Source organism: Parendozoicomonas haliclonae (genome assembly GCF_900174585.1).
Lineage (GTDB): Bacteria > Pseudomonadota > Gammaproteobacteria > Pseudomonadales > Endozoicomonadaceae > Sansalvadorimonas > Sansalvadorimonas haliclonae.
In genome coordinates, this window is record NZ_FWPT01000002.1 from 141,597 (window position 1) to 163,266 (window position 21,670).

General features: G+C 52.4%; 14 protein-coding genes. 5 read left to right on the forward strand and 9 right to left on the reverse strand.

All coding sequences use genetic code 11. The features are described 5' to 3' along the window. The first annotated feature begins 59 nt into the window (after positions 1-59). Positions 60-2,963 carry a hypothetical protein gene (locus EHSB41UT_RS03995; RefSeq protein WP_133060384.1) on the forward strand — a complete coding sequence of 968 codons (2,904 nt, stop codon included), beginning with the start codon at positions 60-62 and terminating at the stop codon, positions 2,961-2,963. On the opposite strand, the gene EHSB41UT_RS04000 is transcribed toward EHSB41UT_RS03995, so the two are convergent. Next, entirely contained in the window at positions 2,938-3,918 is a 981-nt protein-coding gene (locus tag EHSB41UT_RS04000; protein WP_087107157.1) for a Gfo/Idh/MocA family protein, read from the reverse strand. The genes EHSB41UT_RS03995 and EHSB41UT_RS04000 overlap by 26 nt on opposite strands. 451 nt (positions 3,919-4,369) lie before the next feature. Here EHSB41UT_RS04000 and EHSB41UT_RS04005 point away from each other — a divergent pair, with 451 nt between their 5' ends. After that, positions 4,370-5,167, forward strand: coding sequence for a hypothetical protein (locus EHSB41UT_RS04005; protein WP_087107159.1), 798 nt, complete (start codon positions 4,370-4,372; stop codon positions 5,165-5,167). Here the strand turns inward: EHSB41UT_RS04005 and EHSB41UT_RS04010 are convergent. The 4 genes from EHSB41UT_RS04010 to nirB form a co-directional block, all read right to left on the reverse strand. Then, positions 5,164-7,848 (reverse strand): nitrate reductase, encoded by a 2,685-nt coding sequence (locus EHSB41UT_RS04010; RefSeq protein ID WP_087107161.1) that lies wholly within the window; start codon positions 7,846-7,848, stop codon positions 5,164-5,166. The two genes, EHSB41UT_RS04005 and EHSB41UT_RS04010, sit on opposite strands and share 4 nt — an antisense overlap. A gap of 124 nt (positions 7,849-7,972) precedes the next feature. Next, positions 7,973-9,208 (reverse strand): NAD(P)/FAD-dependent oxidoreductase, encoded by a 1,236-nt coding sequence (locus EHSB41UT_RS04015; RefSeq protein WP_087107163.1) that lies wholly within the window; start codon positions 9,206-9,208, stop codon positions 7,973-7,975. Beyond that, positions 9,208-9,567 carry a nitrite reductase small subunit NirD gene (nirD, locus tag EHSB41UT_RS04020; protein ID WP_087107165.1) on the reverse strand — a complete coding sequence of 120 codons (360 nt, stop codon included), beginning with the start codon at positions 9,565-9,567 and terminating at the stop codon, positions 9,208-9,210. The genes EHSB41UT_RS04015 and nirD overlap by 1 nt, the downstream gene beginning before the upstream one ends. Positions 9,568-9,577: 10 nt before the next feature. Continuing rightward, positions 9,578-12,127 carry a nitrite reductase large subunit NirB gene (gene nirB, locus EHSB41UT_RS04025; protein ID WP_087107166.1) on the reverse strand — a complete coding sequence of 850 codons (2,550 nt, stop codon included), beginning with the start codon at positions 12,125-12,127 and terminating at the stop codon, positions 9,578-9,580. 319 nt (positions 12,128-12,446) lie between these two features. Here nirB and EHSB41UT_RS04030 point away from each other — a divergent pair, with 319 nt between their 5' ends. Further along, entirely contained in the window at positions 12,447-13,397 is a 951-nt protein-coding gene (locus EHSB41UT_RS04030) for a hypothetical protein (RefSeq protein WP_087107168.1), read from the forward strand. Here the strand turns inward: EHSB41UT_RS04030 and EHSB41UT_RS04035 are convergent. The 4 genes from EHSB41UT_RS04035 to rppH all read right to left on the reverse strand — a co-directional run bounded on the left by EHSB41UT_RS04035 (position 13,394) and on the right by rppH (position 19,789). After that, positions 13,394-14,449: a fatty acid desaturase family protein gene (locus EHSB41UT_RS04035; protein WP_087107170.1), complete on the reverse strand. Its 1,056-nt coding sequence runs from the start codon at positions 14,447-14,449 to the stop codon at positions 13,394-13,396. The two genes, EHSB41UT_RS04030 and EHSB41UT_RS04035, sit on opposite strands and share 4 nt — an antisense overlap. Before the next feature lie 42 nt (positions 14,450-14,491). Beyond that, positions 14,492-16,834, reverse strand: a complete 2,343-nt coding sequence (locus EHSB41UT_RS04040; protein ID WP_087107172.1) for a molybdopterin-dependent oxidoreductase — start codon at positions 16,832-16,834, stop codon at positions 14,492-14,494. Between the two features lie 90 nt (positions 16,835-16,924). After that, complete coding sequence (gene ptsP / locus EHSB41UT_RS04045; RefSeq protein WP_087107174.1) at positions 16,925-19,201, reverse strand: phosphoenolpyruvate--protein phosphotransferase; 2,277 nt, start codon at positions 19,199-19,201, stop codon at positions 16,925-16,927. A gap of 63 nt (positions 19,202-19,264) precedes the next feature. Next, positions 19,265-19,789: an RNA pyrophosphohydrolase gene (gene rppH, locus EHSB41UT_RS04050; RefSeq protein WP_087107176.1), complete on the reverse strand. Its 525-nt coding sequence runs from the start codon at positions 19,787-19,789 to the stop codon at positions 19,265-19,267. A 307-nt stretch (positions 19,790-20,096) separates the two neighbouring features. Here rppH and EHSB41UT_RS04055 point away from each other — a divergent pair, with 307 nt between their 5' ends. Both EHSB41UT_RS04055 and EHSB41UT_RS04060 read left to right on the forward strand, forming a co-directional pair. Beyond that, the gene (locus tag EHSB41UT_RS04055; protein ID WP_087107950.1) at positions 20,097-20,756 is read left to right on the forward strand and encodes a histidinol-phosphatase; all 660 of its coding nucleotides are present in this window, start codon (positions 20,097-20,099) and stop codon (positions 20,754-20,756) included. Between the two features lie 184 nt (positions 20,757-20,940). Continuing rightward, complete coding sequence (locus EHSB41UT_RS04060; protein ID WP_133060385.1) at positions 20,941-21,669, forward strand: hypothetical protein; 729 nt, start codon at positions 20,941-20,943, stop codon at positions 21,667-21,669. Position 21,670: the final 1 nt, after the last annotated feature.

Sequence of the window (21,670 nt, forward strand, 5' to 3'; positions counted from 1 at the left end):
ATATCCGCACAGATGCTCCCTGCGGCCCCGTTGTAACCGGACCGGCTGCCGATCTGTGTATGGCCTCAGCGCAAATCAATCTTGCCTCATTGATAAGCGACACTCGGCCCCTGTCGGCGCTGGTACCACTGGATCAATTAGAACAGTGCACAGATATCACTCTGTCCTGTTTTACCCCGGCACAACTGGAACAGTTGCAACAAGCTCTACGAGAACTTCCAGAACAAAGCCACCTGACGGGAAAGATCACCAGCTTCAGCGGTGTTTCACAAGCAGGTCACGAGGTTTTCACCTTCAACGCTCCCAGCGGGCATATCATCAATATTCATCTGGAGCTGCTGCCCATTTTCAGCAACCCGCCACGGATTGAGAGTTATGCCCTGACCTTTGGTACAGCCAGCCCGCCCGTTTTGTTCTTTACCTCACACCATGTCAGGCTGGTCTCGCTATGGGAGCGGCTGCATACGGAAACAGTTACGCCGGAATCCCTTAACCAAATGGTGAATGAGATCAATCAGATCAGCGCATCTGGTCTTATCCAACAGCAGGACGCTTTCTTCTTCCAGGCCATTATGAACCGTCATCTGGAACTGTTTCAGTTACTGAGCCAGCACATCCAGTTGCAGCATTTTGGTCCCGGCTATCAGGACTTTGAACTGGCCATGTACCAACAGCAGGCGATGCTGCCCGGCTGCCAGGATGCCGTTATGGTGCTTAACCGGGATCAAAACACGCTTCAGCCCCTTGGTTACCAGACGGTTCAGACGCTGGCCATGCCCGAGCAACGTTCAATCACTCCACCAAAATCCCGCAGCCCCAGCCCTCATGGTTCTCCTGCGGGTGCACAAACCAGAAAGCAGGCCAAGAAAAACAAAAAGAAGGTCCAAAAATTCTGGAACGAGTTCGGCCAAGGTATGAAGGAGCTCGAACAAGGTGATCCCAAGCGCCAACAAGAACTTAATACGGCAATGGGAGAGCTGAGCCAGATTCTTGGCAAGATGGGACAACACCATCAAAAAAGAACAGCGCTCCAGACGCTGTTAGGGGACGAATGCGGACAATTACTGTCGAATATTTTCGAGACAGAACGCCTTGCTGGTGTCGTTAAACACAACTTCCCGCCATGCCGCTATCTAGGCGGCGCCTGCTGCGATTATGCGGCCCAACGGGGTTTGGCGGAAAGTGCCGAGAAATATAAGCGCCCTGAGCAAAGTCATCAGGAGCTGGCCGGCCTTCTGTATAAGGCTCTCGAAATGCTGTTTGATCAACTGGCTACAGATTCACAAACATTTGCTGCCGACCGGCAAAAGCTGTATGCGCTACTGGTTCAGGGGCTTATGAAGTTCTCTGTTTATGCCCGCACAACACCTAACTACCAATTGTTAGAACAACATCAGCACCTTGTTAATCGTTTGCTGGATACCATCACACCAGTAGTTACGGATATTGCCAACCAGAGTCATACGCCAACAGCAGCCGATGAGCTTTGGTATACATTGCCGGAAGGTTTGCTGATTTTACTCACCAGCCTGCCCTCCAGACTGATTGAACCTCTCCCAAAGGAGATTCAGAACAAACTGCTGGCAACCAGCAGTCTCATTTTGCAGGCCGCATTGATGCAGGGGCGGTTGTCTCTGGCAGCCGCTGTCGTCAGCACGTTATCTCAGCCCCTGTTAGTAACTGCCCTGGAATCCTGCAGACTGCATGATCAGGCTCTGGCCGACCAGATCTGTGCCCTGTTGCGCATATTGTATGCCCAGACTCACGGTGGCATTGAAGGTTCTGAGGTTCAGTTCCAGGCGGCAGAGCGACTTGGGGAAATAGATTCCGACCTGCGTAGGCTGCCTAAATCACTGCTGGACAGGCCGGACATCTCGCAATGTCTGAAACAATGTCGTAAATCTTCAGCGGCCGTTATCAGCAAGAAAAATGCTGAGCTGAACAAGCTCCGCAGAGAGCTGCAAAAAGAGAAAAAAGAGGCAGAAGAGCGTAAGAAGCAACTGAAAGATAACCTTCAGAGTGGTTCTTCCGGTGCGACTGCGACCAGTAGTGATAAGGACAACAATAAACTGGAGCAGGATACCGACACATCAGAGACAACCTATTCTCTGGAAACGCAGCCACTGGCCCTTACAGTTCAGACCGCTGCTGCCCCTAAAGAGAAGGTTCACCCATGGCAGGCTCCACTGAAGGGTTATATCAAGAAGATCAAAGCCGGCGATGAGGAAGCCAGCAGACAACTCAAGGTTGAAGCACTGACGAAAGCCGAATCCGCAATCCACAAGGCACATATTTATACCTTGTGTGGTGATGCCCACCTTAACCATGGTGAGAAAGACTGTTCACTGTCGCAAATATTCTTTCTGGCCCGCAATGCCGCCTCCAGCCATGAGGCCATTGATGGCATTTATAAACAGGCCGTCGCATGGCGAAAAGGCGTGCCCGTGTGCAGCCCTCTGGAAGGTAAAAGATGGCTGTGGCAGTTTAAAAATTTCATCCCTGAAATCACGCTCAAGGAGCTGGTTGATCAATACCCGGCTCCCAAGCTGCTCGCTAAATTATCGCAAGGGATTCAACAGGCCTGTGAAAATTACGCGCAGGCGATTAATCAGCTGCAAAGCTGTTCAAAGGAAGAGCTTGCGGGTGAGGGTGAAGCCCTGCTGGCCATCATGGCGGATGAACTTTGCACATTGGCACATAAGAAACAGGTGATTCTCGCGATTCGGGAGAACCTGGAACAATGCCTGGCGAAACGCAGAGAGACCATGAAAACACTGGAAATTTATGGGTCTGGAAAACATACAGCGCCCACCAAAGGAGCGCTGAGAATAGCAGCGGAGTCTCTGGCCCGGAATACCGCCAGAATGGAAAGCCTGTATCCGGAAGGTGGCAATCGCCGCGTTAGCCTTGATGTCCTGATCCAGAAAATTGATACCGTCAGAGCGCGTCTGCAGGATAAGTGATCCCCAGCTGGGCTCTGGCTTCGGTCAGTATCCGGCTGACTTCACGGGTTTTCTCCAGCCCCTCATGGTCGTAATTGCCCTGCTCAATCAGATCAGCAAAATGGTGAGCTTCATAGACCATCTCATTATCAGACTGGTGCAGAGAAACATTCCGCTCTGGCAACCCTCGCTCATGGACAGTTAACTGTTTGAAGCGGGAGATCGACTCAATCATCAAACTACCGTTTTCACATTGAATCTCTGATGGCAGATAGCTGTCGCTGACCTTGGAGTGGCTGAGCAATACTTCAAAGGTGTCGTATTTGAGAGTCAGTGAACCATGGGCATCCACACCAGAATCCAACAATTGGCCGCTGGCTGTAAACGACTTCGGGATACCAAACAATTCCAGTGCCGCACTCAGGGGATAAACGCCGATATCCATCAGCGAGCCGTTGGAGAACTCTGGATTAAAGGTATTGGGGTTCTTGCCATCCAGATAGCGCTGGTAACGGGAAGAGTACTGGCAATAGGATAGAGAGGCTCTGTGCAAAGGTCCCAGAGTGGCCAGAACCTCTTTGGCTCGGACCAGGTTCGGCGTATAGCGGCTCTTCATCGCTTCCAGCAGCACCACACCGTGTTCTTTGGCCAAAGCGATTAATGCTTCGGTTTCTGCCAGATTGGACGCCATCGGCTTTTCCACAATGACATGCTTGCCCTGCCGGATAAACAGCGAGGCCTGTGGTGCATGCAGAGAGTTGGGGCTGGCAATGTAAACAGCATCAATATCCGGCTGTCCGGCTATCTCGTCCAGATCATCATAAACCCGGGAAACACCATACTCATCCGCAAAGGTCTGTGCCGTTTCCAGTGTTCGTGAATACACAGCCACCAGCTCCAGACGACCGGACTCCTGTGCAGCCTCACAAAAGGCATGGCTGATCCAGTTGGTGCCCACAACGGCAAAGCGAATCATCTCATCTCCTGAAAAATAGGGGCCGGAAATCCTGATTCTAGAGATTCCAACGCACTTCTGAACGGATACAGATCAAGATATCACGACAGTCAGCATAACCGGCTGGTTATAGCTCTGCTCCTCAAAACCATTAAAGTCAGGATCTTATGCCTGCGCCCGACAACCGAGAAAAGCCATGCTGCCAAATCTATCCCCAATACACGGTCATAACCCCCGTAATCCGTTCCGAAGATCAGGACCAGTTATTACCCCGATGATAGAAATCATCCCGGCGACCCCAGAACCGTCGCTTCCTGAGATTACGCCTGCACATTCAAAATCCAGAACCAGAAAGCCGGTTACACACACCAGACGCGGCCGCTCGATAAAACCAAAAACACTTCCGGCACCGCAAACAGCAACTACAACAGCAACGGCCTCTGTCCCACAACCATCCAGACAGATACAAGAGGTGCCTGTACGCACCCAAAGCGGTGTTCAACGACTGCTGACCTGGGCGGTAAAAGTCGATAGTGGAACACCTGACGCGACGGAAGAGGAACTCCGGCTGAAAGCTCTCCGCCTGCACCGCCAGTCATGGGGGCAGGGTCACAATATGGAACCTTACAAGGCCCGCAACTGGTTGCGGGAGCTGCAACAGCTGCGCGGACTACAGGTGATGTTCAAAAGCCCAAAGATGGAACAGGAAGCTCCACTCGCCCTGGCTAAAGTCCCCCGTATTCCATTAAAGGGAACCAGTGTCGTTATTCAACGGCATGGTGACAACGGCATACCTCTTGAGGCGACGCTGCATATTTGTTTCAAACGGCCAAGATTTCTACAGGAGCATATGATGTGTACCGGGTTTGCCGAACTGATGCACGCCATGCCTATTATTCAAAGCATCCATATTTCCCCGTTTCCACAATGGAACCACCGCCCGGATGAGATCATTCTCAACCTGAATCACAAAAATCCAGAGAAGATCAAACAGCTGGCTGAACGCTGCCAGACTATCTGGCGAGGGTTACTCAGCAACGAAATGTGCGGCTGGGAATGGGCCGGTGGTGGCCATAGTCTGGGCGGAGGCCTATTCCTGCGGGAGTGCACTCAGGGGCAAAGCTCTACCCTGCCGCCTCACAATTACATCCAAAGCGATGCTAAGACTGTGAGCAAAGCGGTAGCCCGCTATCGCAAAGAGCGAGGAGACCTGAAAGGCCATCTCGATCAGGTACTGCAACCGGTTAATAACAGCGTCGAAAACGACTAAACCTCTTCCACCTGAATGGCAGTCAGTAGCTGCCTTAATTCAGGAATACAGGAGCCACAGTTGGTACCGGCCTTGAGTGTTTTGCCAATATCCTCAACACTCTCCAGATCCTGCTCACGGATAGCAGCAGTAATCGTTTCCTGCCCCACACCGAAGCAGGCGCAAACCTGCTTTCCACCGGCACATCCTGATGTTGGTACGCCGGCCAGAACCTGCCACCAGCTAGGCTGTTCCGGGGCATCAGAAGCAAACAGGGTTTCCAGCCAGGAGCGATCGACCTCAGTCGGGTATTCAGATCCAATCATCAGCACGGCAACTGCTTTGCCATCATCCAGCCACAGGGTTTTCTCAATACCCAACTCAGAATCCTGATACTGCACAATATGCGGCCCCAGCGCTGCCATCAATTCAGATCGCAAACCGTCTAAACCGTTTTCGGTATCAGCCAGTTCATAGCGATAGCAGTCCGTTCCTTTTACCAGCACGCCATAATCCGTATCAGGCAAAGGTCGTTTATCACGGCATATCAGAACGGCATGCTGCCGGGCATGAAAGGCTTCTATCTGAACTGGTGTGCGTTTCAGATCCGGCTGTAGGGAATAAGGGTCAACCTCGGGATGCGCAACACTGCAGATACGACCGGTTTGGCTGTTCTGAGCCGTCCAGTGCATGGGGGCAAAGACCTGCCCTGGCTGCACCTGATCGGTGATCGTAGCCCTGAGCACGGACTGTCCATAGGAGGAGCGTACCGTTACCAAAGCCTTATCGTTGATTCCCCGGCTGGCAGCATCGGCAGGGTTTAACTCAAGAAACGGTTCATCTTTATGGCGGTTCAAACGGGGTGCCAGTGCCGTACGGGTCATAGTGTGCCACTGGTCGCGGATGCGGCCGGTATTCAACAATAATGGGTAGGCCTCGGTAGCCTGGGCTGATATCGTCTCCTGAATGGGGACAAACTGCGCCTTGCCTGAAGGGGTATAGAACTTCCCATCAGCAAACATTCTCTGTGTACCGTTATCAGTCCTGCTACGCAGCGGCCATTGCACCGGTTGCAGCTGGTCATATTCCTGATCGGATAACTCAGCCAGACCACCGATATGAAAATCTCTGGGTCTTGCCTCCGGGTCATTATCCAATGCGGACAATCGGGCATGTTCCCGGAACACATCTGCCGGACACTGATAAGCAAACGCCTCGGCATGCCCCAGACGCCTGCCAACCTCAGAGAGGATTGCCCAGTCAGCGCGAGCCTCGCCGGTCGGCGGACGAAAACGACGCTGGCGGGAGATACGTCGCTCGGAGTTGGTCACCGTACCATCCTTCTCACTCCAACCCGCTGCGGGCAGCAGAATATCGGCACACTGCCCGGTATCGGTAGGGGCAATACAGTCAGAGACGACAACCGTTGGACATATCTGCAGGGCAGCCTTTACCCTGTCGGCATCAGGCATACTGACCACTGGGTTGGTTCCCATAATCCAGATAAACCGGATCTCACCGGACTCCACAGCCCGAAGCAGATCAACCGCCGTTAAACCAGGTTGCTGCACCATATTCGGTGCCTGCCAGAAGCGAGAGACCCGTTCGATATCATCGGGTCGGTGAAATTCAAGATGAGCCGCCAGTTGATTGGCCAGACCGCCCACTTCCCGCCCGCCCATGGCATTCGGCTGACCGGTTAGAGAGAAAGGTGTGCTGCCCGGAAGCCCGACTCGCCCCGTAGCCAGATGGCAGTTAATGATGGCATTGACCTTATCAGTACCGGCACTGGATTGATTCACCCCCTGAGACCAGGCCGTAACCGTCTTTTCATGGTCTGCGAACATCCGGTAAAAACATTCCACATCGACTTCGCTTAACCCACACTTCTCCGCCACTGTGCCGATATCCGGCGAGGTTTCATAGGCTTTGTCCAGTGCATCAGCAAAGCCTTGGGTAGACTGTTCAAGGTAAGCGTCATCAACCTTGCCATGCAAAGCCAGCCAGACCAGCAGACCATTAAATAGAATCGAATCTGTGCCCGGCCTGATCGGCAGAAACAGATCGGCAATATCACAGCTATCTGTCCGGCGTGGATCGATCACCACCACTTTTGCAGGCTTTACCCGACGCTCCTGCGAAGCCCGAATCCGTTGAAACAGAACCGGATGACACCAGGCTGTGTTAGATCCCACCAGTATCAAACAATCCGCCAGTTCCAGATCTTCATAGCAGCCCGGAACCGTATCGGTACCAAAGGCGCGCTTATGCCCGGCAACCGTCGAGGCCATACAAAGCCGGGAGTTGGTATCGATATTGGCGCTGCCAATAAAGCCCTTCATCAGTTTGTTGGCGACATAATAATCTTCGGTTAGCAACTGACCGGAGCCATATAAAGCCACAGACTCAGGGCCATACTCCTCGATAGTTTGCTTCAGCCGTTTAACCAGCTCATCTAAAGCCTGGTCCCAGCTGGATCGATAACCATTGATTTGCGGATAGAGCAGTCGCCCTTCATCAATCAAAGTTTCCCCGAGCGCACTGCCTTTGGAGCAGAGTCGGCCATAGTTGGCGGGATGGGTTTCATCACCGGCTACCGCGATCAGCTGCTCAGCTTCTTTAGCAACCGGAGCACGAACACCACAACCCACACCACAGTAGGCACAGGTTGTCTGAATCGATTGTGGAGGGCATTCCGTCATCAAAAGCTTCCGCTGACTTCTTTTTCTCTTTACGGACCAGGCATCATCTCATTCCCACGGTCTCCGTGGGAATGCATATAGGTTCCCACGCAGAGCATGGGAACCAGATTGCATCAGAACAGCGCTAGGCTGCTGCTGTAAGCTGCCTGCCAAACAACAAGTTCTGCCCCAGTGCAGAAATATCTTCTTGCTGCTCCAGCAAGCTTTGATACCAATTGCCATCCAAGGTGTCGCCATAAAGCAGTATGCCGACAATACGCTGCTCTCTGATTACTAGACGACGATAGACACTGGCATGTGGATCATGGAGAGAGAGAATGCGATCATCTGGCCTCCCTTCAAAATCACCGCTGGAAAACAACTGAACACCTGTCACTTTCAAACGCACAGGTGTGGTCGGGGAAACAAAAGCGACTTTCTTTCCTGCCTGCTTGGCTGCCAGACAATGTGCGGCCACACGAGCCTGCTCATAAACAGGTTCAACAATACCGAAGGTCTGCTCACCAAACTGCACACACTCACCAATGGCGGTGATGGACGCATCACTGGTCTGCAAATGCTGATCCACCAGAATGCCACGCTGACATGACAGACCCGCCCGTGCCGCAAGCTCTTTATTAGGCTGCACGCCTGTCGCAAAGACCACCAGCTCGGCAGGAACACTCTGGCCACTGTCCAGAACAACCTGTTTAACCTGCCCCTCACAGCCTTTTAGCTCAACCGTACGGGCAGGCTTGATAAAGGTAATCCCCCGTTGCTCCAGCTCTTGCTGCAACAGACCACCGGCCACGCTATCAAGTTGACGGTTCATCAATACCTGACGGTTATGCACCAGAGTGACAGACATTCCCTGCTGACTCAGTGCACTGGCCGCCTCCAGCCCCAGCAGGCCACCGCCAATCACAACAGCGTTCTTGTGCTGTTTTGCAGCCTGCAGCATGGCATTAACATCGTCATGGGAACGAAAGGCCATAACACCATTGAGCGCACTGCCGGGTAAATCCGGGATATTGGCCCGTGAACCAAGAGCCAGCACCAGATGATCGTAAGACAACACCTGCCCATTGGCTGTGGCTAACAGCTTGCCACTGCGATCGATGGCCGTAACCCGAGAGCCGGAGCCCAAACTGAGCGTGACCTTGTGATCCCGGTACCACTGTCTGGGCTTGAGTACAGTCTCAGAAATACTGATCTCCCCCGCCAACAGAGGTGACAACATAATCCGGTTATAGCCGGGGCTGGGTTCATCCCCCAGAACGGTGATGTCAAAGCGATTCGGGGCAAGATCCAGCAAGGTTTCCAGAAAACGTACGGAAGCCATGCCATTACCGACGACTATCAGCTTCTGCCTGACAGACATCAGGCTGCTTTGCTCTCAGCGACGGATTCCGAAGAGACTTGTATCAGTCCATCCTGCATACGTACGGGATACACAGCCAGATGAATGCTGTCATCTTCAAGGCAGGCACCTGTTGCCAGTGAAAAGTGCTGTTTATAGATCGGCGATGCCACCACCAGCTCGCCCTTTAGATCACCCACCAAACCGCGGGATAACACATTGGCGCGGCTGAACGGATCATAATTACTGATTGCATAGAACTGCTCATCCACCAGAAAAACAGCGACCTGCTCATTGCCAACCAGTGCACAGACACCAAGATAGGGCACCATGTCCTCTTGGGTACAGACCGTGATCCACTTGCTCTTTGCTGTGTCCATCTCTTTCCCCTCAAGCTATCGCGATTAACTGTTGTTTCTCTTCATCCAGGGCCGGGCGTATTTGCTTGCGCTCGGAAACAAAAACAACGTTGTCGTCCGTTGCATCACTGTTCACAAAGTGGCGGAAGCGCTTGAGTTGCTCGGGATCTTCGATAGTGCGTTTCCATTCACACTCATAGTTGGCAATCAGGCGGGCCATATCTTCATCCAGCTGCTCACAAAGTCCGAGGCTGTCTTCCAGAATCACTTCCCGCAGATACTCGAGGCCACCTTCCAGATTTTCCATCCAGACAGACGTACGCTGCAGCCTGTCACCGGTGCGGATATAGAACATCATGGTGCGATCAATGGTACGGATCAGTTCTTCATCATTCAGCTCTGTGGCGAAGAGATCACCATGACGAGGCTTCATACCTCCATTACCACAAACGTAAAGGTTCCAGCCTTTTTCGGTGGCTATCACACCAAAGTCTTTGCTCTGGGCCTCGGCACACTCACGGGTACAGCCGGATACCGCCAGCTTGATTTTGTGAGGTCCGCGCACGCCGCGATAACGGGTTTCCAGGGTAATGGCCATACCGACACTGTCGAGAACACCATAACGGCACCAGGTACTGCCAACACAGGATTTCACGGTACGCATAGACTTGCCGTAGGCGTGACCGGTTTCAAAACCGGCATCCACCAGTCGCTTCCAGATATCCGGCAATTCGTGAACCCGGGCACCAAACAGATCAATCCGCTGACCACCGGTCACCTTGGTGTAGAGATTAAAATCCCGGGCGACTTCTCCAATCACAATCAGCTTATCCGGGGTTATTTCACCCCCGGGTACCCGTGGTACAACCGAGTAGGTGCCATCTTTCTGAATATTGCCCAGGTAGTAATCATTGGTGTCCTGCAGATGGGCATGGTTCCGGTCGAGCACATAGTCATTCCAGGTTGAGGCCAGAATAGAGCCAATCGTCGGTTTGCAGATATCACAGCCATGTCCACCTCCATGGGCGTTCAAAGCTTCCGCAAAGCTTTTGATTTCGCCTACGCGGATCAGGTGATACAACTCCTGTCGTGAATGAGGAAAATGCTCGCAGATATCCTTTTTCACCTCAACACCCAACTGCTCCAGCTCGTGGTCCAGCACCTGTTTGACCAGAGCGGAACAGCCACCACAACCGGTTCCGGCACTGGTATCGGCTTTCAGTGAAGCGAGGTCCTGACAGCCTGATGCGACAGACTGGCAAAGGTCACCCTTGCTGACATTGAAACAGGAACAGATCTGGGCAGTTTCCGGCAAGGCAGCCACACCAAGACCTTTCGGCGCTTCACCATTGGTTGCGGGCAGGATGAGCTGGGCGGGTTCAGCAGGTAGGCGAATATCATTGAGCATCATCTGCAGCAGTGATCCATAGTCGTCAGAATCACCGATCAGCACAGCGCCCAACAGTTTTTTACGGGATTTGGATACCACAAGACGTTTGTAGACTTCTTTCTCTTCATCAACAAACTGATAACTGAGTGCGCCTTTTGTCTGGCCGTGGGCATCACCGATACTGGCCACATCCACGCCCATCAGTTTTAGCTTGGTGCTCATATCCGCGCCGGCAAACTCGTTCTGTGCAGTTTCGTTTAGCTGATCCGCTACTACCTGCGCCATCTGGTAACCCGGAGCCACCAGACCAAAAATTTTTCCCTGCCACAAAGCACACTCACCTATGGCATAGATCGCGCGATCGGAAGTACGGCACTGATTATCAATGACAATGCCGCCTCGCTCTCCGATCTCAATATCAGAGTCACGGGCAAGCTCATCCCGAGGGCGAATACCGGCAGAGAATAAAATCAGATCAGTCTCAAGTTGCTCACCATCGGCAAACTGCATCTGATGCACTGCCTGTTCACCATCAACTATCTGTTGAGTATTTTTACTGGTATGAATGGAGACACCCAGCTGTTCGATCTTTCTGCGCAGCATGCGACCACCGCCATCATCTACCTGAACAGCCATCAGGCGAGGGGCAAACTCAACAACATGGGTTTCCAGCCCCAGATCCTTCAAGGCTTTGGCGGCCTCAAGCCCCAGCAGACCGCCGCCAATAACGGTGCCGACTTTGCAGTGGGCGGCACAGGCCTGAAGGGCTTCCAGATCTTCAATGGTGCGATAAACAAAACAGTTCTTGCGATCATGCCCGGGCACAGGAGGAACAAAGGGATAGGAGCCAGTTGCCAAAACCAACTCATCGTAGGGAGTGACTTTCCCCTCGGTATCAATAACAGTTTTTTCAGCCCGGTTGATTTGTTGAATACGACGATTCAAAACCAGTTCAATACCGGCCTGTTGATAAAATCCTTCTTTAACAACTGAAAGGTCATCGGCACTCTTTCCGCTAAAGAACTCACTCAAATGAACACGATCGTATGCCGCTCGAGGCTCTTCACCAAAAACAACGACATTAAATTTATCCAGCCCACCGCCATCAATCAGGTTTTCCAGAAAGCGATGCCCAACCATGCCATTACCAATAACAACGAGCTGCCTTTTATTGTGTTCTGATTGGTTCATTCCGGCTCCTGTTATTGCTTTATTACTCAACGCATCAATGAACCAATAAAAGCAAACGCTGCACCAACCCTTCACTTTTCTTTTCAATAACAGAAACTTATCGAATTAAATGCACAAGCAACCGCCCGATATGAATCCACAAACAAAGAGTAACGCCCCGAATAAGAGCAAACAGATTTAGCCACCCGCCACAAACAAGTGCATCATCCAAAAAGGCTGGCACCATTCAAAAGCAAGAAGAGAATCGAAGGAAAACAGGCTGTTTCCGCATTTTGATCCATCATTAAACAGGAATACCTGCGGAACAAGGATTGTGCCCATGCTCAGCACACTGCGCTTACTCTTACCAGCATTGCTGCTGTTACTCAGCCTTCAGGCTTATGGGCATGGGTCAGGACTGTGCTCCACCAGTAAGATGGGGGCCCGGGATAGCCATACCGATGCAATGGAAGCCATGTTCCCACCTGAGGCTTTCGTACTGACGGCATCCCAGGCTTCTGCCGGCGCCAATAATCTAAAAACCGCTATCGCCACCAATAAGAACAGCGGCAAACAATGGTTTGTAAAAATCGCCTCCGCCGCCAATTGCGACCGTATGAAACAGGATAACGAGTTGGTCGCACGATTGATGGATACCGATCTTGAGTATTTAAGCCAAAACCAGGTATCCATCGTTTTTCCTGAAATTATCGGGCTCTACAATATCGGGAATGATATCTACAAGATTCAATCCTTCCCCCTGATCAAGGAACCCAACCTTAAAGACCTGACGCTTGCCTTCCTCAACGACGCAGCGGATAACCAAATATCACTTTCCGCATTCCAGGGTGAGAGCTATCAGACACTCGTTGCAGGGCATACCGCCTTTGGTAAAGCTATTGCCGCTCTGGCCTACGGCCCTCAACCCACAGAGAGGGAAAACGACAGTTTCTTTGAAAAGCCTGTCTATGCACCTCTCGCCGACAGGAACCCCGGCAATCAACTGTACAACAGGGAGACAGGAGAGCTCTGGCTGATTGATGTGGATTCTGAAGACAGCGAAAAGATTACCCAGGCCGGCGATCTGGTCAGATTGACGCTGCTGGAGTGGCGTGTCTCCAAGGGACGGGTTATGTCCTGTGGCTGCGAATGTCTGACGATTCTCTATCAGTCATTTCGCAACGGATTCACCCAATACCTCAGCAAGGGTTACAGCCCCGCTGAGGTTGGGGACTGGCTGGACACTCAGTTTCAGGATACAAACCCGAACGCCTGCCCACAGAAGGGTTAATTTACGGGCTGCCCCATAGTCCGAAGATGCCGATAGTGCCCCACCAACGCCTGCCAGAAGGTGGGGTAAACCCGATGCTCAATACCTAACTGCCCGCACCTCTCTCGCACCAGTCCATAAAGCTCCGGGTAGTGGGCATGGCTGATGCGGGGAAACAGATGATGTTCGGTCTGGTAGTTCAAGCCCCCCAGGCACCAGGTCAGGAAGCGGCTATCGGGTGCAAAGTCCACGGTCGTTTTGAGCTGATGTACCGCCCACTCATCCTGCAAACGTCCCATCTCGTTTAATTCAGGAAACTCCGCTTTATCCACAACATGGGCCAGTTGAAAGACCACGGTAAACACCGTACTCATAATGGCGTGCATCAGCAGAAAACCAACCAGAGCCGTCTGCCAGCCCAATACCAAGATGGGGATAATCAGGTAGAGCACTATGTAGGACGCCTTACTCAGCCAGAACAACAGGCTTTCACTGCGGCTATAAGGCCGGGAGTAATTCCGCTCCGCAATCTTCTCAGAGAAATAAGCTTTGTAGTCCAGAAAGAAAAACCAGATCAGACTCACCGTTGGGTACATCAGCCAGACATACAGATGCTGGAACCGATGAAACCACCGCTGGGGTTGATGGGGACTCATGCGCAACATCCCGAAGGATTCAATATCCTCATCAATCCCGCTGATATTGGTATAGGAGTGATGGCTGAGATTATGTTTCTGCCACCAGTAATAGGCATGGGAGCCGATCAGGTTGAAGCTTCTGGCAGCCCAAAGATTAAGCTTCTGGCTGCTGGTCAGACTGCCGTGCCCACCATCATGCATGATATTAAAACCCACCAGGCAGGTGGTCAGCCCATGAAACAGCCAGACCAGCACATTGAGCGGCTGTGGCAATAACAGCAGCAACAGATAACTGCTGCTGTGCAGGGCAAGAATAATCCAGACCTTGCGGTGCAAAGCGGTGTCGCCGGTTCTGTGCTCACCACGATCCTGAAAAAAACGGTTCACAACCTCAGAGAGCGCCGTGTAAACCGGTCGGGCTGATGCCATTGTCATTGTTGTTCTACGTCTTATTATTTTTATTGTTCAGCATTTCGCTCAAGCGACGGAAAGCCTCACCGGCACTGTTTTATGAAACGGTGTTTTGGCAATCTCATCGCAATAGTCAGCATCGGTCAGCAGATTAATAGCCGGACCATTTTGCTGCCAAGCTCCACCTTCATCCCGATATTTCATACCGTAACCATGGGGCAGCGTCACCATACCCGGCTGCACCGTGTTATCCACTTCAACCGTCACCTTAATCCTTGCCCGAGCTGACTCGCAGTAAAGACTGTCACCAGTTTGTACTTTGAATGCCTCGGCATCATCGGGATGCATACGCATGGAACCGTCGATATCTTTTTTGCGCCAGTCCGGATTGCGATAGATCTGGTTGGCATTCCAGGAACGACGTTCTCCAGCCATCAGAGTAAATGGGTACTCACTATCCGTAGAATCCCTATACGAAGAAGCTTCATCAGCTAAAGACTGCAACTGTTCCAGCAACTCCGGAATTGCCAGATGAACCTTTTTGTCCTTGTGACGCATCAGCTTCCAAGGATCGACATTGGCATCAAAAGATCCCAGCGGTGAAGCGGTATCGGTGGCGAGTATACGCTGAAACAGTTGATGTCCCAGCTGCATCCCCTTGCCTTGCAAGCCTGTTGCCTGAACCTGTTTAGCCCAGCGCTGAACAAAGAATTGGCAGATACCCCAGACAATTGCTGCTGTCTCCTGCCCTTTGGGCAATGCCCGCCCCAACGTGCTGTAAATGATCGCTGAGGCATAAGGAATCATCTTTGGATTGCTTTTGAAATATACGGCCATGGCCAGAGGAAAAGCTCGGCTGCCCGGATGCTTCAGATAAAAGCGAGCCAGTTTTTCCATCACCGGGAAACGTTCGGGAATCACACCCAAAGCCACACACATACGACGATAGATTTCTGGCTCGGTCAGCGTATCGCCTTTGGCTTCAGACACCGCCTTGCGCAGATGGAAGAAGGTCGTGGGCTTACCCTGCCAGTCATTGCCGTAGGTAAAGAAAGACGCTTCCATCTTCTCAAACTGAGAGGGTGCCGGAAGGATATAGTCGGCCAATGCTGTGGTTTCTGTTTCAGCAATATCGACAGCCACCAGCAGATCAAGCTTTTCAAAGGCTTCTACATAAGCCTTGCTGTCTGCTCCCGTCATCGCCGGATTACCACTGTCCACCCACACAGCTCTGACTCGCTCGGGGTGATCAGTATTAATTTCCCGTGGCAGAACATTGGGTGGGAATATCTTGGCAATAGCCCGAGCACCAGTAACCCGAGTTACCATACCACCGTCGTCAGGGTCCGGAGAATGAGCAATCAAAGGTGCAAACAGTGGGGCGAGATAGTTTCCACCTTCTCGGTTGAAGTTACCGGTTAACAGGTAGAGTAGCTTTTCCAGATAAGAGTTCAGAGTGCTGTGCAGGCTTTGCTGAATACCCAGATCGGCTCTTACGCAGGCGGTTTTGGCGGTGGCAAAACCATGAGCCACCTGTTTGGCCAGAGATTCACTGATACCGGCATATTCACAGTAGGCGCCAATATCAATGGCAGAGAATACCGACTGAACCTGTTGATAGTCAGTAGTGTGCTGATCAATAAAGTTCTGATCCACCAGTCCATCACGAATCATAATGGCGATCATGGCTGACAACAGATAGGCATCCCGACCGGGTTTAACCTGCAGATGGATATCCGCCATTTTCGCGGTTTCCGAAACCCGGGGATCAACGACAACCAGCGTACGCTTGTCGTCTTTCTTTATGTCCTGCAGGACTTTACGGGCCTGAGGCATACCATGAGCAATCCAGGGATTGGCACCCAGCACCAGTGAATAGTCTGCCGTGTGCATATCTTCTGAGACAAAGCAGCTCTGTCGTCCATAGAGTTTGCCATTTACCCAGAAATCACCTGTCTTCTCCTGAGCCAGCGCAGTGTAGACATATTCAATGCCCAAGGCTTCACGGAAGGCTGAACTATAGGCTCCACCAAGATGATTGCCCTGACCACCACCGCCGTAATAGGCAATGGCATGGCCTCCATGTTCCTGTTTTATGGATTTGAGCCTGGCGGCAATCTCTGAAATAGCCTGCTCCCAGGCAATCAGTGAGAACGAGCCATCAGGCTGTTTTTTTAACGGTTGGGTTAAGCGTCCGTTGTGATTCTGGTAATGATTAAGCCGACCGGCTTTCTGGCAGAGATAGCCTTCCGAAGTGCCATGGTTCTTGTCCCCACGTATTTTCAGGAACTCGCCATCTTTTTCGAGTACCTGAATTCCGCAGTTAATGGAACACAACATACAGGCTGTTGTTTTCCAGGTACCGGAGTCATTATTTATTGCTTGATCTTTTTCTGGAGCAGAAACCATAAAGCTATACACCTGCCTGACATCAGGACAGTGTAGCGGGAAGTCAGGTTGAAAAACTGGCCTGAACAGGACAGTTCTCAGGCACTGCGGTCAGTTGATTTCCGAACGACCGCCAAGGACCTTATCCAGTCCGCGACGGCGCAAAGCCAGCTCCATGGCACTGCGAATCACCCGGGGATTATCCATCTCCAGTACTTCATCCAGCAGCACCTTGGCATCGGTCAGAGGAATATTACGCAAAGCCCACTTCACCCGTGGCAGGTTGGTGGCATTCATGGACAACACATCAAAGCCCATGGCCATCAACAACACGGCAGCGGATGGATCACCGGCCATTTCTCCACAAATGGAAACCGGCTTACCTTCCAGATGGGCATCGGTCACTACCTTATGCAGGGCATGCAATACAGCAGGATGGTAAGGCTGATAAAGATCGGCAACACGAGGATTATTACGATCAACCGCAAGAATATATTGGGTCAGGTCATTACTGCCGATGGAGAGAAAGTCTACACGGCGGGCAAACTCCCGCACCTGATACACCGCAGCCGGCACTTCGATCATGACGCCTACCGGCGGCAGCTGAATATTCACGCCTTCACTTAACACTTCGTGGTAAGCACGATGAATCAGATAAAGCGCTTCTTCGACCTCCGGCACACCGGAGATCATCGGCAGCATGATCCGCAGATTATCCAGCCCTTCGCTGGCCTTAAGCATGGCGCGAATTTGTACCAGGAAAATTTCCGGATGATCGAGGGTCACTCGAATGCCCCGCCAGCCAAGGAACGGATTCTCTTCCTTGATCGGGAAGTAACCCAGTGATTTATCACCACCAATATCCAGCGTACGAATGGTGACCGGACGGGGAGCAAAACTCTTCAGTTGCTCCCGATAAATATCTTCCTGCTCTTTCTCACTGGGGAACCGTTCCCGGATCATAAAGGGCACTTCGGTGCGATAAAGGCCCACACCTTCAGCACCATGATCCAGCGAGCGAATGGCATCCGTCATCAGTCCGGTATTTACCCAGAGTGGCAGGCGGTAATGGTCAGGCGTGATGCAGGGTTCGTCTTTTAGGCTTTCCAACCCTTCAACAAAAGCCAGCTCTTCATCAATCAGGCTGCGGTACTGATTGATCAGTTCCGGTGCCGGAGAAACATAAACCCGCCCGAGGTTGCCATCAACAATCAGCTCCCGGTTAGCCATCCGATCCCAGGGCAGGTCTACGGCCCCCATAACAGTCGGTGCGCCCATCGCCCGGGCCAGAATCGCCACATGGGAGTTACCGGAGCCTTGCACGGAAACCAGCCCCGCCAGCTTTTCCCTGGGTACTTCACCCAACACCGAGGGTGTCAGCTCCTCACTGATCACAATGGCATTGTCGGGCCAGGCAACATCATCCTGCTGCTGTTGTTGCAACGCCGCGAGAACACGACGACCCAGATCACGAACATCGGTGGCCCGTTCCCGCAGGTAAGGGTCATCCATCATTTCAAAATGGCGGACATGCTCAAGAATCACCGCCTTCAACGCACCCTGAGCCCACTGCCCTTTCCTGATCAGCGCTTCAATCTCTGCGCCCAGTGCGTTGTCATCCAGCATGCGCAGGTAAACATCAAAGAGCGCCTGTTCCTCCGCCGGAATCTGTCCGGAGAGTTTTTCTGCCGTGGCACTCATCATCTCCCGCACACTGACCAGCGCCTGACGGAACAGGGTCAGTTCAAGTTCAATATCATCGGTATCTTTTTCAGGAACGGCATTGATATCTGCGGGGGGAGCAAGAACCACTGCGGTGCCAATCGCAATTCCCGGGGCACCGGCCACACCGATAAACCGGGACTGTCGCGGTCGTTCATGGGCAGATGTGGGAAAATGCAGAGAACCTGTGGCTTCGGCATGGGCAATCACGCCGGCCAGCTGCGCCGACATGGTGACCAGAAAGGATTCTTCGCTTTCGTCAAAGCGCCGCTGCTTGGTCTGCTGGATAACCAACACACCCAGAAGGCGACGATGATGAATAATAGGAGCACCGAGGAAAGAGCGATAACGCTCTTCCCCGGTCTCTTTGAGATAACGGAATTTCGGATGCGAAGCAGCATCTTCCAGGTTGATAGGCTCTTCCCGAAGACCCACCTGACCGACCAGACCTTCGGAGCGGCCCAGAGTGACCCGCCCCACTGCCTGCCGGTTCAGGCCTTCCGAGGCCATCAGCGTATAACGGTTGGTATCTTCGTTGTACAGGTAAACGGAACACACATCGGAGCACATCGCCACACTCACACTGCGAACAATAACATCCAGTGCAGTCTGGAGGTCCCTTGCGGCCCCGACTTCCTGGACGATTCTTCGCAACGTGCTCAGCATGCTCTGCTATCCCCGATTCCAAAACTCCCTGTACAGACTTTCGTCCGGGATTCTGACTGGCCGTTACTGGTAACTGCCATCAGTCTCCGTACCCGCGTCTTCCCCCGGCTTTCTCAGCTGAGGAACCCGGGGAGCCAGTTCTTTCATGGCCCGACGATACACATCCCGTTTAAAGGTGACGACCTGCCCGACCGGAAACCAGTAGCTGACCCAGCGCCAGCTATCGAACTCCGGTGAGGACGAAAGATTTACCCGTACCCGTTCATCAGGACTGAGCAGCTGCAGCAAGAACCACTTCTGCTTTTGTCCGATACACAGCGGTCGGCTGTCCTTGCGGATCAGCCTCCGCGGGAGCCTGTAGCGCAACCAGCCCCGGGTGCAGGCAAGTATCCTGACATCCTCCGGTTCCAGTCCTATCTCTTCATAAAGCTCCCGGTACATGGCTTCTTCCGGTGACTCGTCACCATTTATACCACCCTGGGGAAACTGCCACGCATCCTGTCCGATCCGCTTGGCCCACAGCACCTGTCCCCGCTGATTAGCGAGGATGATGCCGACGTTTGGGCGGAATCCATCAGAATCGATCACGTGGTTGCCCTGGCAAAGTCTATTACCTGCATTGTTCCACAAGGGTGGGACTTCGGCAAACCACGAATAGCTCAATTAAAAAAATGCGGCACTATTTTTGCTGCTTTTTGTTTACAGATTAATGTCTGCACTCTTGCTGACATTATCCCGCCCCCCAGAAGACCCGATAACTATAGCCAGCATTTCCCTGCTCATGCATTTGATTTGAGCGGATTCTGCCAAAGCAACTCTGGTGACAAAGGTGTGCCGCCGCTATGATGGCCAACACAAACTACCCAACAATAATTATTTCCCCGGGGAGCACCAGGTGACCGTTGCCATTTTTGATCTCGACCACACACTGATTGATACCGACAGCGATCATGCCTGGGGCGAATTTCTGGTTGAAAAGAAACTGGTCGACAGCGATGTGTTCCAGAAGGCCAATGAATATTTCTATCAGCAATACAAACAGGGCACGTTGAATCTCGATGAGTATCTGGACTTTGCCCTTAAGCCTCTGACAGAACATGAGCCGGAAAACCTGTACCAGCTCCGGGAGGAATTTGTTGCCGAGCGCATGAAGCCATTAATAAAGCCTAAGGTCGCTGCACTGCTGCAAAAGCATCGCGAGCTTGGTCATGCCCTGCTGGTGATTACCGCAACCAATCGCTTTGTTGTGGAACCGATTATTGCAGCCATTGGCATTGAGGACTTTCTGGCCATCGATCTGGAAATGAAAGACGGACGCTATACCGGTCGCCCATCCGGCATCCCCAGTTTCCGGGAAGGAAAGATCACCCGCTTCCAGCAATGGCTGGATAACAATCCCGGCCACGATTTTGAGTCGGCCTGGTTCTACAGCGATTCCATGAACGATCTGCCGCTGCTGGAGAAGGTTGGCAACCCGGTCGTGGTCGATGGTGATGAGCGTCTTATCAAGACAGCACAGGAACGGAACTGGCCCGTCACATCCCTGAAACAGTAAGTCACAAAGCCCCAACCCACCTGAAAGACATAGGCAACAAAACGACCGGAATCCGTAACAATTTTCAACGTCCGGTCGTATGCCCTGACCTATACTCATCAGCCATTTCAGGCTGGTGAGCTTCCCCATGTTCAACTGCTCTCAACGGTTTTTTGCAAAAAGGCTTTCGACAGGTCTTCTGGCCGTGGCACTTGGCATTGCCACCGCCTCCCATGCACAGATTGATGCTGCTTCTGCGCCGGTGCCAGTCATCGCTGCTAAGCCGGCTCAATCAGCTTCCCAACAGCAAACAGCTGTTAAGCCTGTTACAACCGTAACGGAGGAGATGGTGCTACAGGAGATAGATAGCATCAGACGGCAGCTGGACGATCTGACCGGTCAGGAACGCATTTCCGTCGCCACCCAAACCGCTGCAGGCGCAGTACTGGCAACTATCGCTTATGGCGTGGCTCACGCTCAGCTGGTGTGGCTGTTTAATCCCTCGTTCTATAAGGTCTTTGCAGTTGTCCCCGGCCCCAGCTGGATCAATGCCATATTGCGAGGAATTATGGACAGCCTGATTCCAGGTATCGGCCTCGGCGCAGTATTGGCAACAGCCAACACTCTGCCTTATTCCATCCCGGCTCTGGATCCGGAAACTCTGATTGAGCCTGCAGGTATGGCCGTGGTCTCAGCACTCGGGCTCTCCATGCTAGGCGCGAGCATGTTTCCATTCCCTTGCTGCACCAGCTTTGGATCTCGCATGTTTAACTCGGCTCTTTCTTTCTCGGGTCCGTTAACTGCATTGGGACTGTTCTCTTACATTTTGAGCAACCGTCAGGAACTGCTGGAAGAGAAGCTGTCACTGAAAAGTCAGTTAAAGGATGCCAGAGATACGCTGGCAAACCTGAGGGCAGCCGGAAAGAATATGTAAG

What these genes read in the sequence shown, in the direction of transcription:
- EHSB41UT_RS03995 (WP_133060384.1), top strand. Translation starts at nt 60, where the DNA reads ATGGCCTCAGCGCAAATCAATCTTGCCTCATTGATAAGCGACACTCGG.
- EHSB41UT_RS04000 (WP_087107157.1), bottom strand. Translation starts at nt 3,918, where the DNA reads ATGATTCGCTTTGCCGTTGTGGGCACCAACTGGATCAGCCATGCCTTT.
- EHSB41UT_RS04010 (WP_087107161.1), bottom strand. Translation starts at nt 7,848, where the DNA reads ATGACGGAATGCCCTCCACAATCGATTCAGACAACCTGTGCCTACTGT.
- EHSB41UT_RS04015 (WP_087107163.1), bottom strand. Translation starts at nt 9,208, where the DNA reads ATGTCTGTCAGGCAGAAGCTGATAGTCGTCGGTAATGGCATGGCTTCC.
- nirD (WP_087107165.1), bottom strand. Translation starts at nt 9,567, where the DNA reads ATGGACACAGCAAAGAGCAAGTGGATCACGGTCTGTACCCAAGAGGAC.
- nirB (WP_087107166.1), bottom strand. Translation starts at nt 12,127, where the DNA reads ATGAACCAATCAGAACACAATAAAAGGCAGCTCGTTGTTATTGGTAAT.
- EHSB41UT_RS04030 (WP_087107168.1), top strand. Translation starts at nt 12,447, where the DNA reads ATGCTCAGCACACTGCGCTTACTCTTACCAGCATTGCTGCTGTTACTC.
- EHSB41UT_RS04035 (WP_087107170.1), bottom strand. Translation starts at nt 14,449, where the DNA reads ATGACAATGGCATCAGCCCGACCGGTTTACACGGCGCTCTCTGAGGTT.
- EHSB41UT_RS04040 (WP_087107172.1), bottom strand. Translation starts at nt 16,834, where the DNA reads ATGGTTTCTGCTCCAGAAAAAGATCAAGCAATAAATAATGACTCCGGT.
- ptsP (WP_087107174.1), bottom strand. Translation starts at nt 19,201, where the DNA reads ATGCTGAGCACGTTGCGAAGAATCGTCCAGGAAGTCGGGGCCGCAAGG.